Genomic DNA, 16703 nt, shown 5'->3' with positions numbered 1-16703 from the left:
AATGGCCGGATGCATTCCGAACCAACGAAGGAGACCCCCACCATGCCTCATGCCACGCTGCTCTCGCGCCGCCGCTTCACTTTTGCTACGGCCGCCGCGAGCCTTGCACTTCCGGCGTTCGCGCAGCAGCAGGGCGCATGGCCCAACAAGCCGGTGCGCATCGTGGTGCCGTACACGCCAGGCGGCTTCACCGACCAGATGGCGCGGCTCGTGCAGGTGGGCTTGCAGACCCGGCTCGGCCAGCCGGTGCTGATCGACAACAAGCCCGGCGCCAACAGCCTGATCGGTGTCGACGCCGTCGCCAAGGCGCCGCCAGACGGCAGCACTTTCGGTGTTGTCATCGCGGCCTATGCGGCCAACACCACGCTCTACCCGAAGCTGCCCTACGACCCGCGAAAAGACCTGGCCGGGGTGTCGCTGATGGGCGTGTCGCCGCTGCTGGCGGCGGTCAACATCGAGGCGCCTTTCAAGACGGCGCGCGAACTCATCGACTACGCCCGCGCCAACCCGGGCAAGGTGAGCTTCGGCTCTTCGGGCAACGGTTCGGCAGCGCATCTCACCACGGAGCTGTGGAAGTCGCTCACGCAGACGTACATGATCCACATCCCCTACCGCGGCGCGATGCCGGCGCTGACCGACCTCATGGGCGGGCAGATACAGCTTTTCTTCGATGCGCCCACCGGGCTCATCAATCAGGCCAAGGCAGGCAAGGTGCGGCTGATCGGCGTGGCGGGCGACAAGCGACTGGCCGCCGTGCCCGAGGTGCCGACCTTCATCGAGCAGGGCTTCGCGGGTTTCACCGGCAGCACCTGGGCCGGCATGCTGGCGCCGGCAGCCACGCCGCGAGACATCGTCAAACGCATGTCGGACGAAGTGGCGCGCATCATCCGCAGCGACGAAACGCGGGCCAGGCTCGACGCGATGGGCACCATTGCAGCAGGCGGCACGCCCGAGGAGTTCGATGCGTTCATCGCCTCGGAGACCACCAAGTGGGGCAAGGTGATTCGAACGGCGGGGGTAAAGGCGGAGTAGCAGTGCGGCCCCGATCGGGCACGGTCGCTGCTATGGCTTCCGGAACCCATCAAGACAACCCTCATGAAGCACTTCATCGTCGAAATCAACTATCTCGTTCCGCTCGAAAGAATTCAGGAATTCGTGCCGCCGCATCGCGCCTACCTGCAACTGGGCTACGACGCCGGCTTGCTGCTCTGCTCCGGGCCGAAGGTGCCGGCGACCGGCGGGTTCATGCTGGCCCGCGCGGAATCGCTCGCCGCGCTGCAGGCGTTCTTCGCGCAGGACCCGTTCCACACCGAAAAGCTCGCGAGCTTCGCATTCAGCGAGTTCAACCCCGTCAAGCGGCAGGGCTGGGCCGAGGCGTGGTTCGCCGAACCCCCGGCGGCTTGATCACTGGCGCGGCGCCGCGCCTGCTGCGGCAATGGGCGCAGGCGCATCTTCCCAGCCGCCGCCGAGCGACTTGTAAAGGTTCACCGTGTTGACCGCCTGCTTGAGCTGCAGCTCTATCCATTGCCGCTGCTCGATGTACAGCTCGCGCTGCGCATCGGCCCCGGCGAAGTAGTCTTCGAGCCCGTTGCGAAAACGGGTGTGCGAGATCGCCGCCACCCGCTGCAGCGACTGCACGCGCGCCTGCTGGGCTTCGAGCTGCGGGCGCAGGTGGCTGTCGGCGATCAGCGCGTTGGCGGTTTCGCGCAATGCCTGCTGCACGGCGTATTCATAACTCGCCATTGCGGCCGCCAGGCGCTCTTCGTTCGCGCTCAGGTTGGCGGAGCGCCGGCCCCAGTCGAAGATGGGCAGCGACACGCCGAGCACCGTGGCCCAGCTGCGGTTGCCGGAGCTCAGCAGGCTCGAGAACTCGCTGCTCAGGCCGCCGCCCACGGCAGTCAATGAAAAGCTCGGATAGAACGCTGCCTTGGCCGCGCCTATGCCCGAGTTCGCGGCCTCGACGCGCGCATACGAGGCCAGCAGGTCGGGCCGGCGCTGCAGAAGGCTCGCGGGCAGGCCCACCGGCACGTCGGCCACCGAACGCTCTGGCCACGGGCGCTGGGCGCCTGTGTTGGCCGGCACCGGCTGACCGACCAGCACGGTAAGCCCTTGCAAGTCCTGCGCTACGCGCATGCGGAATTCCTCGCGCTGAACGGCGGCACGCTGCACCAGCGACTGCGAACGCAGCAGGTCGAGGTCCGACGTGCCGCCCGCCTTGCGCGCACGCTGCATCAGGCTGGAGCTGTCGGTCTGGGTGGCGAGGTCGGACTCGGCCAGCGCAAGCAGCGCGCGGTCGGCGCGCAGCGTGAGGTAGGCGTTCGACACCTCGCCCACGAGGCTCATGCGCGCCGCGGCAAAGTCCCGGTCGCTGGCCGTGGCCTGCGAGCCCGCCTGTTTCACGCCAGCATCGACGCGGCCGAAGAAGTCGAGCTCATAGGCCATGATGCCGGCCTGCACGACATAGGTGTTGCCTACGCTGCCGACCGCCTGGCTGTTGGTGACCACGCCGTTGGGGCCGAGCGACGTGACCTGGTTGCCGCGCCCGGCCGAGCCCGCGAGGCCGATCTCCGGAAACAGGCTGGAACGCGTGCCCGCGTACACGGCGCGGGCTTCCCTTGCCTTGGCGGCGTACACGCGCAGGTCGCGGTTGCGGGCCAGCGCGGTGGCGATCAGCCCGCGCAGCTCGTCGTCGCGCACGAAGGCCTGCCATGCCATGGGCGCCGCGTCGGCGCCGCCCGCTCCCTCGGCCCACTGCGCGGGCACTTCGACGTCGGCCGGTTTCAGCGGCGGCGTGAGGTTGCAGCCCGACAGCACCAGCACGGCGACCAGCAGCACCGTCAGCATCGGCGCGCTGCCGGCGAACATGCGCGGCATTCCGGGCCAACGCCAGCCCGCGCTGTCCATGAAGGCCAGCGCGGCGCGCCCCGGCTTCACCTGCGTGGCGACATGGCTGGGCGGCAGGCTGAAGACGTGGCGCACCAGCCGGTCGTGCACCGCCTCGTCGTGCGCGAAGGCCAGTTCGGTGCCTGCGCCGGAGCGACCTGTCACCGTGGCCGCAACCCAGCCGACGTGGTCGACGTGGACATCGAGCGCCTGTCCGACCGCAATGCGGCCCACCGCGGCGCTGTTGAGCAGCCGTGCGCCGTCGCCAGCGATCTCGGCGAAGCGGGCCGCACCCACGCCTGCGGCGCTGCGCACGGCGGTGGCGGCGTCGTACGGAAAGCGCTCGTCGTGCTCGGGGCGCGGGCGGTCGATGCAGGCGATCAGCGCGGCCAGGCAGTACACGGTGGCGATGAAGGTCCACACCACGTTGAGCACGTCGCCAGCAGTCATCGAGCCGCCGATGGCGCCCAGCGCACCCATCAACATCGCCGCGATCAGGGCGCCGAACACCGCGACCAGGTTCCAGTGCACCACCGTCCTGCTGCGATCCTGCCCCTTGGCCGTGACCTTGAACGGCCGCCCGAAAGGGCGGATCAGCGCCGAGACGATGGTGCGCGTGACCGCCATCGCGGCCACGATCTGCGTCACCTCGGTGAACACCGGCAGGCAGCGGCGCTGGCTGATCCAGTAGGTGTAGCCCCAGAACATGACGAGCGGCGGCAGGCCGTACATGGCAAAGGCCCGGGGCGTGGCATGGAAGGCCGACACGCCCATGTACCAGTAGAGCGCCGGCGCCGCCAGGATCAGCAGGATGAAAGGCTTGGTGAGCCAGTGCATCAGCCCGTGCACGTAGTGCAGCCGCGCCGTGAAGCTGTAGCCCTTGCCGCGCAGCGGGCCGTCGCGCAGCAGCGCCACCTGGATGGTGCCGAGGCACCAGCGGCTGCGCTGGTTGATGTAGTCGATGACGCTGTCCGCCGACAGTCCGTTCGACAGCCGCTCGTTGAGCCAGCGCGTGACCCAGCCGAAGCGCATCAGCGTGTAGGTGGTGTAGATGTCTTCGCACACGCTGCCCGTGGGGAAACCGCCGGCGGCGGTGATGGCGTCGCGCCGCACGATGAACGAGGTGCCGACGCAGAACGCCACGTCGGCCGCGTCCTTGGCGGGCTGCAGCACGTCGAAGAACACGCGCTGCTCGTCGACCCAGCTGTCGGTGGCGCGCAGGTTGTGCTGGATGGGGTCGGCGTTGTAATAGAACTGCGGCGTCTGCACCAGGCCCACCTTCGACTTCTGGTCGTCGAACAGGCCGAGCACGCGGTAGACGATGTTGCGGTGCGGCGCGAAGTCGGCGTCGAGCACCAGGATGTAGGGCGCGTTGGTCAGCGCGGCCGATTGCCGCAGCCCGTTGTTGAGGTTGCCCGCCTTGGCATGCGCGTTGTCGGGCCGGCGCGCGTAATGCACGCCTTTGCGCTCGCAGTAGTCGCGCAGCCAGTCGCGCCGCGTGTCGTCGAGCACCCAGACATTCACGTGCGGATAGTCGATGGCCTGCGCGGCGAGGATGGTCTTCTCGAGCACGCCGATCTCTTCGTTGTAGGTGCAGATGAAGACGTCGACCGCCGGCACGTCGGCGCCGCGCTGGCGCAGCAACGCTTCGCCGGCATCCGCATGCGCGTGGTTGTCGCGGCGGCGCGAGAGCATCTGTATCGACAGGAGGGTGTAGGCGATCGACACCATCTCGAACACCAGGAACACCCAGCCCATCAGCGTGCCGAAGCCCAGGTCCGCCGGTGGCAGGGTTTCGGCCAGCCGCCACGCCACATAGCGCACCAGCACCAGCGCGGTGAGAAAGCCGAACAGCACGCGGTGCGACGCGCGGTCGGCGCGGGCATGGAAGATCATGATCAGGGCCAGGCCCACGACCATCAGATTGATCCTGAATTCAGGCGTATCGATCAGTTCGAACATGGCTTTGCTCCTGCGACGGTGGTGATTCCGGTGAACGGGTTCCAGCCCTTGGCGGCAAGTGCGATCCAGGCCGTGGCGCCCAGGTGGGGCCAGCGGTAGTAAAAGAAGTCCGGGCCCTTGGAATCGGGGCCGATGGCCAGCCCGGTCGAGATGCGTGGGCTGGGGGTGGCGTAGTACAGGCCGTTGGGTGCGCGCTGCGCGGCCAGCAGCTGCCACAAGGCCTCTGGCGCCGCGCCCTTGACGGCCACCAGCGTGGCTGCGGCCTGGGCGCTGCCCTCGGTCCAGATGCCGTCGGGCTGACGCGAGAAACCGTAGCCAGCACCGTAGCGATGGTTGGCATCGATCCATGCAAGCCCGGCTTGCCATGCGCAGTGGCCCGGCGGCGCGGCGAGCAGCGGCCACAGCTGCGCATCGAGGCCCGAGGCCGTGCTGGAGACGCTCGCGCCATCGTCCTGCGTGCCGATGTAGAAGCGCTGCTCGCCCTTGTTCCACATGCGTTCGACGAAGGCCAGCGCGGTGGCGGCCTGCTGCTTCTGGTCGGGGCGCGTACCGGAGCGTGCGGCCCATGCGGCGGCCATGGCGATGTCGATGTTGTGCTCGGTCGATTTCCAGGTCTGCGCGGCCTGCTTCTCGTCCCAGCCGTACCAGCCGCCGCTGTAGCCATCCGGCGCAGCGCTGGAGCGCGTGCGTTGCTCGATCCATGCCAGCAGCCTCGCGGTGGCATCGGCATAGCGCGGCGAGGGCGCCGACTGGTTCACGTTCAGCAACAGCAGCGCGGCCCACGCCACGTTGCCGGTCGCGGTGCTGACCTGGTAGGCATCGGCGATCCACTGGTTCTTGCTGGCGTCCCAATAGCCGGGCAGCACGGGTTTCGCATCGACCAGCGGGCCGGCGCGGTAGGCGTTGCGGATGCGGCCGTCGGGGTAGCGCGGGTCGTGCTCGACGGCCAGCACCATCGCGTCGGCGATGCGTCTTGCCGATGCGGTGTCGCCGCAGGCAAGCAGCGCGATGCCGGCCAGCGCGTTGTCGTACACGAAGGCCACGTTCGAAAGGCTCGGCGGGAGTTCCGGCACGCCGTCGATCTGCGCCTCGGTGCGATAGCTCGGCAGCAGTAGCGGCGCCGAAGACTCACCCCGGCTGCTGAATGCCACGGCGCGGCGCAGGCCGTCGCAGCTCTGCCGCGCGAGCAGCTGTTGCACGATGCCCTCGGCCGCCGGTGCCTGCGGCGCATGGAGGCACAGCATTGCCGTGAGCACCATCGCCAGCGCCGGCGCCGGCGCGCATCGTCGCACGGGTGTTGCGTGATCCATCGTATGCCTTCATCGGCGTCGTGGATGCATGCTTCGCGCTAGGAGGCCAGTCTTGCCGACACCACCTTGCCGGGCGCGCACAGGCTGCGTTGCGCGATCCAGGCCGGGTTGTCGGACTCGACGCGCGCCACCGCATACAGCGAGCCTTGTTCCGCGAAAGGGAAGGGCACGGCATAGCGGCTCTGGAAATCTTCCGGGGCTACCGGCAGCAGTTGGGTCACGCGGGCCGACACTTCCGTGCCGCCGTCCTCGGTTTTCACGGCGATGGTCGAGCCCATGTTGAGCTTCCTGGCCAATCGCGGCGGAAAGACCGCGACCACTTCGATGCGGCTGCAGTCCGTCATGCGCACCAGGGTGGCCCCTTGCGGCACGAAGCTGCCCTGCGGCATCAGCACCGAATTCACCTGGCCCGGTTGCATCGCACGCACCTGAAAGGCGGCCATGCGGTCGATGCGGCTGCGTTCCTCGGCCTCCAGCGCGGTCACTTCGTGCAGCTGCTGGCGCAGGGCTTCGCTGTCGTGCTGCGCGCGCCCGATGGAGCCGCTCAGTGTTTCGCGCCGGCTGGTGAGCGTCTGGTAGACGCTGGCACCGCCGCTGCCCACGAACACGCCGCGGCTCGCGCTCGCCATGCTCTGGCCGAGGCCTGCATAGGCCTGTTCGGCCACGGCCGCGCTGGCTCGCGAGGTGCTCAATTGCGCCTGTGCCGCGTCCATGGTCTGCGGGCTCACGGCGCCTTCGTCGAGCATGGCGGAAGTGCGGCGCACCTTCTGCTCCTGCTCCGCCACGCTGGACTGCGCCACCTCGCGCTGGCGTTGCGCGATCTGCCACGCATCGCGCGTCTGCGCCATCGATGCGGCGCGATACAGCTTGACCTGCTGCTCCACGAACTGGAGTTCGTCGCCCGATGCATTGGCCTGGTTCGTCAACTGCGCCAACTGGCTCTGCAGTGCGAGCCGCTGCGTGCTGAGCGTGGTGAGGATGTCGCGGTTGATGGTCGGGTTCTGCACCGTGGCCACCACGGCGCCGACATCGACCTTGTCGAGCGCGCGCACCGTCATTTGGGTGACCACGCCGCTGATGGGCGAGGTGATCAGCGTCACCGGTGCCTGCAGCACCGCGCGCGTGGCCTGCCTGGATACCAGCGGCTGTATCAGCGTGGTGACGACGAGCCAGAGCACGAAGGCGAGCAGCGCGTATCCCGCGATGCGCGGCACCAGCGACTCGGCGGTGCCGCCTCGCCATCGTCGCCAGCGCTCATGCCATGCGGAGGCCTCCGCCTTCGCGATCTGGTGCGACTCCTGGACGGTGCTTGCATTCATTGGCGCCTCGCAATCGACGACGTGGTGGCTTTTCAGGACCTGCGTCTCCACTGCCGTGGCACATCATTGGGGCATGCCATCTGCTTTGCTGCATTGCAGCAATACACATGCCAAAAGTGAACTATTTCCGCTTACAAAAGCAACCGAATGTGCATTCAGGGCGCGAGCACCAGCACCTTGAACTGGCTCGGCACGATGCGCATGCCCACGATGTTGCAGCGGTTCTGCACCGACAGGCTCGTCATGCGCGTACACGGCGTGCCCTTGAGCAGCACGGTGAACGCGCCGGTGATGTGGCGCGAAGGGCCCATCACGGTCTGCGAGACCACGCCCATCAGCACCCCGGCGTTGTCGCCGTTGGTGATGGGCGTGACCGTGGCCATGTTGTGCGCGGGCGTGCCGCCGTAGAGGATGTTCCAGGCGTTGGGTATGGCGGTCGGGCCGAGGGCGAAGTTGGGGTAGGGGATGGGCAGCGCCGGCGGCGTCTTGCAGACGTCGGGGAAGGCGAGGTCCATGCCCATCATCTGTGCATTGGCAAACATGGCGAAGGCTCCTTCGGCGGTTGTTCGGTTCTCTTCTCGGCTGCGGCTCGTATGGCGAGTCAGCCCATGTGGATTTGCTCGGCATCGACCTTGACCAGCTCCTTGCTGGTCACCAGCGTGTTCTTCGCGTGCAGGCGCATCGTGCTGGACGACTGCATGTCGATCTGTCCCGCGCGCACCTGCTCGATCTCCTCGGTGAGGCGGAAGCTCGAGCGCGTGAGCAGGTGCAGGCGGTCGAGCACCACCTCGCAGGCGCGGCCCACGAAGCGAGAGACCAGCACGCTGAAGCGCACCTCGGCACCCTGGTATTCGAGCTCCGAGACCTTGCACTGGCTGCGCGCGGCACTGAGGTTCCATTCGGGAGCGCGCGTGTGGATGGCGGTGTCCGACTGCATGTCGAGCGCGCCCGCGCCCCGCACGGCGATGCCGCCGCTGCGCGAGGCCAGCGTCAGTTCGCCTTCGACGGCCAGCGTGGCTTGCCGCGCATCGGCCTGCGCGACGATGGCGATCAGATAGAGCTCGTCGCCACCCGGGCCGGCGACCATCACGGTGTCGCCGGGCGCCGGCACCAGCAGGCAGCTCGCGGCGCGCCGGCAAGCGATGGCGTGGGGGCTTCCGCTCACCATCACATCGTGGCTGTCGTCCGAATGGCTGGCCACGACCTTCGCCATCGCGATGCCCTGGAGTACCGCCGACTGTTGCAGCGGCCTGGCCGGCGCGGCTTTCTGCAGCAGCGGCGCGAGCTCGCTTTCGGCAAGAGCGGGCGCGTGCACGCTGGTGGAAATGGACGTTCCGGCGGTCATCGTCATCGGGTGTTCTTTTCGTCTGTGAGCATGCGGCCATGGGCATCGCGGTCCAGGCGGGCGGCGCGGGTGGGGCGCTGCCATGCGGCGCGCTCGGCTTCATGGAGGGCGGGATCGTTGTCCAGTACGCCGATGCGGTCGCTCCAGTGCGAGCCGGCCAGGTCGGCGCGATGCATCTGCGTGCGCAGGAAGGTGGCTTTCTCGAAGCTCGCGCCGCGCAGATCCGCATAGGAGAAATCGGCGTAGTCGAGCCGGCTGCGGGCAAAGCGCGCGTTCTCGCAGCGGGTACGGTGGAAGACGCTTTGCGTCAGGCTCGCGCCGGAGAAATCGGCGCCGCCCAGCAGCGCATCGATCCAGAGCGAATGGTCGAGCGTGGCCTCGCGGAAGTCGGCGCCTCGCAGGTCCGCTTCGGGAAAAAGCGATTGCGGCGCATGCACGCGGGCCATGCGGGCGCCGTCCAGCATCGCGCCCTTGAAGTTGCACTGCGGGAGTCGGGCGTCTTCGAAGACGCAGCCGGACATGCGCGCGTCCGCGAACTGGCACAACTCCAGCGACTGTCCCGCGAAGGACTGGCCGCTCAGGTCGGCCTCGGAGAAGACGGCGTTGTGGAAGCGCGCGCCCTGCAAGCCCGCCTCGCGCAGGTCGACGCGGAAGAACACGGCGCTCGCGACCGTTGCATCGCGCAGGCTGGCGTTGCCCAGGCGGCTGCCGTTGAAGATGGCCTTGGCGAGCCTGGCGCGTTCCAGGCTGGCGCCATGCAGCTCGCAGTCGTGGAAGACCGTTTCCGCCAGCTCGGCATCGGCGCAGCGGGCGTTCTTCAGGTCGGATTCGGCGACGACCGCGCGCGGCCAATGGCTCGCGTCCGCCTCCACCTGCGCAAGGCTGCAGCGCAGGAAGGAAACGCCATCCAGCCGCGCCGCGGACAGCACCGCGCCGTCGAAGTTGCAGCGCTCGAACACCGAATCGTCGAGGCGGCTGCCGGCCATCGAGGCCTGCGCGAAGCGGCATTCGCTGAACATGCCCCCCGACAGGTCCAGCCCGCCGAGCTGCATTCCGGTGAAGTCTTCGCGTTCCATGCGCACGCCGTTGCGGATGCGGGTCGCCAGTTCCTGCGGGCTCATCGGCCAGGCATCGCGCGCAGGGCTGGCACGGTCTTGGTCTGCTCTATGTAGGCGCCCTGGGTGGCGGTGATGGTGTCGATGCGGGTCTGCGACATGTCGGCGCGGAACAGGTTGGCTTCGCGCAGGTCGGCGGAAGGCAGCAGGGCCTTGTTGAAATTGGCGGTCATCAGGTTGGCGCCGCGCAGGGATGCCCGGCTCAGGTCGGCGCGGATGAAGAGGCTTTCCGGCGCCAGGGTGTCGGTGAGGTCGGCTGCCGTGAGGTTGCAGGCAGAGAAGTCGCAGGTATCCAGGGTGGAGCGCGCCATGCGCGCTCCTTCGAGAGATATCTCGCGCAGGCTGCACTGCACCAGCGTCGCGGCCTCGAAGCTCGCGCCGCGCAGGCTGCTCTTCCCGGTGAAGCAGGTGGTGCGCAGCAGTGCGGATGCGAACACCATGCCGTCGTCGCAGACCATGTGCGTCCAGGCGCAGGCTTCGAGCGTGGCGCCGGTGAAGTCCAGCCGCGCGACGTGGCAAGAAAGGAACGCAGCCTTGAAGAGGCGGGCGCCGCGGAAGCTGCAGTCTTCGATGGTCGCATCGGACATGAAGCCGGCGTACGAAATGTCCGCCCGCCCGAAGTCGCACCGCGATATGCGCGACTCGATCACATGCAGGTGGTGCAGGCGGGCGCCTTCGAAACTGCAATCCGCGAGCGTCACCTTCTCCAGCCTCGCGCCTTCGAGGTCGGCCTGCGAGAAGTCGGCACGCTCGCAGGCGATGCCGCCCAGGTTGGTCTCGCGCATCAATGCGCCGCGCATACGGGCGCCCGAGAGCTGGGCGCGCACCAGCACGGCCTGGCTGAAGTCGGCGCCGTCGCACTGCGCGCCGCGCAGGTCGGCGCTTTCCAGCAGGGCGCGGCGAAAGCACGCGCCGCGCAGGTCCAGGCCGCCGAGATCGGCGCCCGTGAGGTCGATGCCGGTGAAGTCGCGGCTGCCTTCGAGCACGGTGTCCACCTTCGCACGCAGCTCGGCAAGGCGCTCTGGCGGCAAGGGATCGACGGTTGCCTGGTGCTGCGCCGTGCCGCGATACAGCGCGAGCAGGCCGCGCTCGCCGTCCTCCGTCATCCTGCGCATCGACTCCACCTGCGCCTCGGGAATGGGCGGCGTGCCCGTCGCCGCCGAAATGCCGGTGAATCCGCTGAGCACGGAGGCACCGTCCACGCGAGGCGGGCCTTTCACTTCGGTGCGGTCGTGCTCGCGCACCAGCTTGCCTGTGTCGAAGCCGACCTTCATCGATTCCTTCGCATTGGCATCGGCCTCGCGCTGCAGGCGCTCGCGCTCGATGGCGCCTTGCTCGCGCTGGGTGAGCGCGTAGGCGTCTGCCTGCTCCACGAACTGCGGCAACTCGCGCAGCGTGGGCATGCGGCGAAAGGGCGGCGGCGGAGGGCGCTCCCGGAAATGGCGTGCCTTGTGGCCGGCTTCCAGCGCCAGCTGCTTGAGCTCTTCGCGGGCCTGCGCACCGCGTTCGCGCATGTTGCGGGTGAGGGCGGATTCGGGCTGCTCCAGCTTGTCCATCCAGGGGCCGATGGCCTCCTCCGGAATCAACTCGTCGTCGCGGAACATGTAGAGAGCGGCCTTTTCCGGATCGCAGCGCTGGCCCAGCACGCTCGCGTAGTGCGCGAGGCCGCGCGGCGCGCCCACCTTTTCCAGCGCGGGCATCACGTGGGTGATGTCGCTGGCGTCGTCTTCCTCGTTGGGCGCCTCGCCGTGGAAGACGAGCGCGACACGTTCCAGGTGCGGGAAGAACCAGACCGTGCTCAGACGCTGGGCGACTTCCTCGACCTGCCCGGGAGACTGCCTGCGCGCGATGAATGCGAGGCCGCGCCAGTCCGGAAGGCGCCCGCGCTGGATGGGCGTCCCGGGGTGCATGTTCCACACCGCGTAGGGCGTGCCGGGCTCGATCTCGATGGCGTTGCCGGGCAGGCGCTGGTCGGCAGGCGCGGCGTTGAAGAGCTGCCAGTCCATGTCCTGCGCGAACCCCGGGAAGAGGTTGTTGCGCCAGTGCTCGTCGTACTGCCTGCCGATGAGGCGCATGCGCCTCGGCCAGGCGATGTCGATCGGGCCAAAGCCCGCGGGCTCCGGCTGGTCGTCGCTGCGGTGCACGCGGCGAGACGGGTCTTCGATGTTGGGCAGGCGTTGCACTTCGTGGCCGTTGACCTGCTCGAAGCCGTGGCCCCGGCCCAGCGGGTTGTCGGCGAAGGCGGGGCCGCCGTAGGCGCGCGTCCAATCGATGCGCATGGACTCGAAGGGCTGCGGCCGCGTAGGCCGGCCGCCGACCCAGTAGCGGTCGCCGAAGACGGCCAGGTCCTTCGAGATGCCACCCAGCTGCAGGCGCACGGCACATTGCGCCTTCTCTTCCTGGTGCGCGGTGTAGGCGAAGCCGGTGGCCAGCACTTCGGCACGGCTCTTCGGAATGCCCATGTCGATGGCGGTGGCCGGACCGAGCTCGTCGGCCAGCATCTTCCAGAACTCGGCTTCCGGCGTGAGCACGGGCTGCTCGCCCATCGACACCATGCACAACGTGGTTACGGCCAGGCGCTGCTCGCCCGCGCGGATGAACGGCCGAGTGATGACGCTCAGCCGCAGCGGTTTGACTGTCTTCATGGATGCCGAGCTGCTCGCGGGATCTCCAGCGGCGTGCGCTCCCGGTCGACGGCGACCGAGGTGGCATTGCGCGGGTCGTAGCGCAGGTGGACGACCTTCATCGGCTCCTGGAAGCGCGGCACCAGTGCGTCTTCGACGAAGGTGCGGATCGAGGCCACGCGCTGGGTGCCGGCGGTGTCGGCGTAGTCCACGTCCAGCACCACGGCGCACACGGTCTGCCCGTGGGAGCCGGCGCGCGTCATGTTGTCGGGGTGAATGCGGAAGTTGCGGATCACGCCGTCGGCCGGCTGTCCGGTCTGTGCCAGCGAGGCCCACAGCTCCTGCTCGGCCGAGTAGAGCCGGTTCTCGCGGCGCATGTAGCCGACCGCGCCGATGCCCAGCACGACGACGGCCGTCATGACGATGGCGAAGAAGACCCAGATAAGGATTTCCCAGAGAGGCATCGATTCCGTCATCACATCACGATGTGCATGCCCTGCGCATAGGCGGCCATGCCATCCATGTAAAGGCGCAGCGCGGCCCTGGCCACCTGGGCGGCCTTCTGGGTGATGTCGATGCCCTTGTTGGCGATCTTCCAGGTGATGAAGTCGACCTTGAGCACGGCGTACTGCGAGTTGATGCCGTAGAACTGCTGGCGCACGCCCCAGAAGTCGAGCGACATGCCCACCGCGCCGAAGCGGAAGCCCGCGCCGCCCGAGCGTGCGAGGCGCCAGTCGCTGCTCTTGGCGTAGTTGTTGGTGTAGCTGACCGAGTTGTTCGTGTAGTTGTTGGTCAGGTTGTTGTACGTGTTCGACGTCGTGTTGTAGATCGTCGTATTGATGACGTGCTGCGTCGTGTTGTGGATGTGGTTCGTCGTGTTGAAGGTCACGTCGGGCGAGGTGTGCACGGTCGGGCCGGTGACCGTGGTGGTCGAGGGCCCGTTGACCAGCACGTTGTTCGACGTGTTGATGGTGTCGTCGCGCCCGTCGCTGACGAAGCGGATTTCCTTGCCGTCGATGGTGCCGTTGAATCCGCCGGTGATGGCGAGCTGCACGCCGCCGGTGATGGTGTCGTTCAGCCCGCCGCTGAGCACGCGCGTCTTGCCGCCAGAGATGGTCTGGTTCACGCCGCCGGTCACGGTTTCGGTGAAGCCGCCGGTCACGCTGCGGGTGTCGCCGCCGGTGATGGTTTCCTTGGCGCCGGCGGTGATGTCGCGCGTCTCGCCGTCCTTGTAGGTGGCCGACTCGTGGCCCTTGATGAGCGTGGTGCGGGTGCCGTCGGTGGTGTGGGTCTCGTCGGCTTCCACTTCCACGTCGAGGTTGCGCTCGGCGTGCAGCAGGATCTGCTCGGCGCCCGTACGGTCCTCGAAGCGCAGCATGTTGGCCTGGTTGGCCGCGCCGCCCGAGCTGGAGCGCGTGAGGATGCCGCTGGCCGTGGCGTTGGCGGGCAGCTCCCATGGCGGCATCTGATCGCTGTTGTAGACGCGGCCGGTGACGATGGGGCGGTCGGGCTCGCCGCCGATGAAATCGACGATCACTTCCTGGCCCACGCGGGGCATGTGCATGGTGCCGAAGTTGGCGCCGGCCCAGCTGCTCGACACGCGCACCCAGCAGGAGCTGTTCTCGTTCGACTGGCCGTAGCGGTCCCAGCGGAACTGCAGCTTGACGCGGCCGAAGCGGTCGGTCCAGATTTCCTCGGGGCCGACCACGGTAGCGGTCTGCGGGCCGTTGGTGCGCGGGCGCGGCGTCTTGCGTGCGGGGCGGTAGGGCACGGAGGAGGGCAGCACGGTGAAGTCGAACTCGCACACCGACTCGCTGCTGCCGCCCGAGGAGTACTCGGGCTCGCGCAGGTCGTAGCGGGTTTCGGTGACGAGGTACTCGCGGTTGTCCGACTCGCGCGGGCAATGCGTCATCTGGAACAGGTAGCCCGGCGCCATGCCCACCACGTTGGTGTGGCCCGCGGCCAGCTCGTGCGCGCACTGCAGCTCCTGCAGGCGGATCTTCGCGTAGGCGTCGCCCTGCTGGTGCTCGGTGTAGCCGCCGAGCCATTCGTAGACCTCGTAGGTCGAGTGCTCGTGCGGCTTGGGGTCTTGCTGCACGCTCTGCAGCGAGGCGCGCGACTTCCTGAAGTCGAAGTCGTCGAGCATCACGCGGCCGGAGGTGATCTGCTCGGCCACGCGCCACTGATCGATGCAGGGCTCCAGCGCGTTGACCACGCGGTCGCGCGGGCGGTAGGGGATGCTCGCGTGGCCCGGCAGCGGCTTGTAGCTGCCCGAGTCGTCGGCCAGCACCAGCAGGTGCGAGCCGTTGCCGTGCTCGAAGTGGTAGGCGATGCCTTCGTGTTCCATCAGGCGGCTGACGAAGGCGAAGTCGCTTTCCTGGTACTGCACGCAGTACTCCTGGGCGGAATAGCTGCCCGTGAGGCGCTTCTCGAACTGGAAGCCGTACTTGCCCAGCACTTCGTCGAGCACCTCGGGCACGCTCTTGTTCTGGAAGATGCGGCAGTCGGTGGTGCGCGTGAGGTACCAGAGCCACGGCTGCACCAGCGCGCGGTAGATGTAGTGGCGGCCGGTCTCGTTGGCGCGGCCCACGAGCTCGAAGCGCACCACGGTGCCGTTGAGGAATCGCGGTGCGCCTTCGTCGGCCAGCTCCAGCGTGAGCGAAGTGCCGAGCAATTGCTTCAGGTCGAGGCTGAAGCTGCTGCTGACCATGTCCACCTCGAACTCGAAAAGCTCGGAGAGTCCTTCCCGTCCCCGCATCGAGCGGAACTTGAGCTGCTCCGAGCTCAGGACGGTGTGGACTTGGACTGTGCGCTGCATTCGGAACTTCCCTGACCCTTGGGTTTCCGCGGTTGGGAAACCTTCGGTGACAGTCTAGAAATCCCTTATGTCACATAAATGACGCGAGGGGTGCGAGAGGGCCGTTTTCCCCTCTGAAACACCCCTCGGAACGCTCACTGAAGCAATGTGTAGAAGAAGCCATTACAGGCTTCTTGCGCGAGCCTTACATCGAGGCTTCGAGCATCGCCTTGTAATCGTCGCGCGTGGCCAGGCGCGGGTTGGTCTTGTGGCAGTGGTCGGCCATGGCGCCGTCGATGATCTGCTCGAACATCGCGGGCGTCACGCCCACTTCGGCCAGGCCCTTGGGCAGGCCCAGGCGCGCGTTCATGTCGCGGATGGCGTCGCCCAGGTCGCCGGCCGAATCGAGGTGCATGGCCTGCGCCATGCGTTGCAGGCGCTGCTCCTTCTGCACCGACTCGGCGCCCGAGTTGAAGTGGATCACCGCCGGCAGGAAGAGGGCGTTGAGCGTGCCGTGATGCAGGCGCGGATCGACGCCGCCCAGGCTGTGGCTCAGCGAGTGCACACAGCCCAGGCCCTTCTGGAACGCCATCGCGCCTTGCATCGACGCGCTCATGAGATTCAGGCGCGCCTCGCGGTCGCTGCCGTCCTTGGTCGCGCGTTCGATGTGGCCCCAGGCGCGCTCCAGTCCGTCGAGGCCGATGCCGTCGGCAGGCGGATTGAACGCGGCCGACATGAAGGTTTCCATGCAGTGCGCGATGGCGTCCATGCCCGTGGCGGCCGTGAGCTTCGGCGGCAGGCCCAGCGTGAGCTCGGGGTCGCAGATGGCGGCCTTGGGCATCAGGAACCAGCTGTGGAAGCCCAGCTTGCGATGGTCGTCGACGATGACGATGGCGCCGCGCGCCACCTCGCTGCCGGTGCCGCTGGTGGTGGGCACCGCGATCAGCGGCACCACGCGATTGGTGATGCGCGGCGAGCCGCCCTCGATGGTTGCGTAGGTCTTGAGCGGGCCCTCGTGCGTGGCCGCGATGGCCACGCCCTTGGCGCAGTCGATGGCGGAACCGCCGCCCACGGCGATGAGGCCGTCGCAGCGGCCGCTGCGATAAAGCTCCACGGCCGCGCGCACCGCGGCCTCGGTGGGGTTGGAGGGCGTCTGGTCGAACACCGAGACTTCGAGATCGGAGATGGCGTCGAGCGCCTTCTGCAGCACGCCGGCCGCGCGCACGCCGGCGTCAGTCACGATGAGAGGACGATTGATGCCGATGCGCGCGCATTCGCTGGAAAGCAGCTTGATCGCGCCGAACTCGAACTGGATCTGGGTGAGGTATTGGATGAGTGCCATGGGGAT

General features: G+C 68.0%; 12 protein-coding genes. 2 read left to right on the top strand and 10 right to left on the bottom strand.

Annotation, left to right across the window (positions count from 1 at the left end; all coding sequences use genetic code 11):
* Positions 1-42 precede the first annotated feature (42 nt).
* On the top strand, positions 43-1032 hold the full coding sequence (locus FHT32_RS08120) for a tripartite tricarboxylate transporter substrate binding protein (RefSeq protein ID WP_176664121.1): 990 nt from the start codon (positions 43-45) through the stop codon (positions 1030-1032).
* Between the two features lie 63 nt (positions 1033-1095).
* The gene (locus FHT32_RS08115) at positions 1096-1404 is read left to right on the top strand and encodes a YciI family protein (protein ID WP_176664120.1); all 309 of its coding nucleotides are present in this window, start codon (positions 1096-1098) and stop codon (positions 1402-1404) included.
* On the opposite strand, the gene FHT32_RS08110 is transcribed toward FHT32_RS08115, so the two are convergent.
* The 10 genes from FHT32_RS08110 to FHT32_RS08065 form a co-directional block, all read right to left on the bottom strand.
* The gene (locus tag FHT32_RS08110; RefSeq protein WP_176664119.1) at positions 1405-4845 is read right to left on the bottom strand and encodes an efflux transporter outer membrane subunit; all 3441 of its coding nucleotides are present in this window, start codon (positions 4843-4845) and stop codon (positions 1405-1407) included.
* Entirely contained in the window at positions 4833-6155 is a 1323-nt protein-coding gene (locus FHT32_RS08105; RefSeq protein ID WP_256098919.1) for a hypothetical protein, read from the bottom strand. Before FHT32_RS08105 ends, FHT32_RS08110 begins: the two co-directional genes overlap by 13 nt.
* A gap of 38 nt (positions 6156-6193) precedes the next feature.
* Positions 6194-7474, bottom strand: a complete 1281-nt coding sequence (locus FHT32_RS08100) for an HlyD family secretion protein (RefSeq protein WP_176664118.1) — start codon at positions 7472-7474, stop codon at positions 6194-6196.
* Between the two features lie 155 nt (positions 7475-7629).
* Complete coding sequence (locus FHT32_RS08095) at positions 7630-8016, bottom strand: DUF4150 domain-containing protein (RefSeq protein WP_176664117.1); 387 nt, start codon at positions 8014-8016, stop codon at positions 7630-7632.
* 59 nt (positions 8017-8075) lie between these two features.
* Positions 8076-8825 carry a DUF3540 domain-containing protein gene (locus FHT32_RS08090; RefSeq protein ID WP_176664116.1) on the bottom strand — a complete coding sequence of 250 codons (750 nt, stop codon included), beginning with the start codon at positions 8823-8825 and terminating at the stop codon, positions 8076-8078.
* Positions 8822-9940 (bottom strand): pentapeptide repeat-containing protein, encoded by a 1119-nt coding sequence (locus FHT32_RS08085; protein WP_176664115.1) that lies wholly within the window; start codon positions 9938-9940, stop codon positions 8822-8824. Before FHT32_RS08085 ends, FHT32_RS08090 begins: the two co-directional genes overlap by 4 nt.
* The gene (locus tag FHT32_RS08080) at positions 9937-12579 is read right to left on the bottom strand and encodes a DUF2169 domain-containing protein (protein WP_176664114.1); all 2643 of its coding nucleotides are present in this window, start codon (positions 12577-12579) and stop codon (positions 9937-9939) included. The genes FHT32_RS08085 and FHT32_RS08080 overlap by 4 nt, the downstream gene beginning before the upstream one ends.
* On the bottom strand, positions 12576-13022 hold the full coding sequence (locus FHT32_RS08075; protein WP_176664113.1) for a hypothetical protein: 447 nt from the start codon (positions 13020-13022) through the stop codon (positions 12576-12578). The genes FHT32_RS08080 and FHT32_RS08075 overlap by 4 nt, the downstream gene beginning before the upstream one ends.
* An 11-nt stretch (positions 13023-13033) precedes the next feature.
* A complete protein-coding gene (locus FHT32_RS08070) occupies positions 13034-15376 on the bottom strand; it encodes a type VI secretion system Vgr family protein (protein WP_176664112.1) in 2343 nt (780 codons plus the stop codon).
* Positions 15377-15560: 184 nt separating this feature from the next.
* The gene (locus FHT32_RS08065) at positions 15561-16697 is read right to left on the bottom strand and encodes an iron-containing alcohol dehydrogenase (protein WP_176664111.1); all 1137 of its coding nucleotides are present in this window, start codon (positions 16695-16697) and stop codon (positions 15561-15563) included.
* Positions 16698-16703: the final 6 nt, after the last annotated feature.

The organism is Variovorax sp. SG517, from assembly GCF_013376045.1.
In the GTDB taxonomy this organism is placed as follows: Bacteria; Pseudomonadota; Gammaproteobacteria; order Burkholderiales; family Burkholderiaceae_C; genus Variovorax.
Note: the sequence above shows the minus strand (reverse complement) of the source record. Positions and strands in the feature narration are given on the sequence as shown.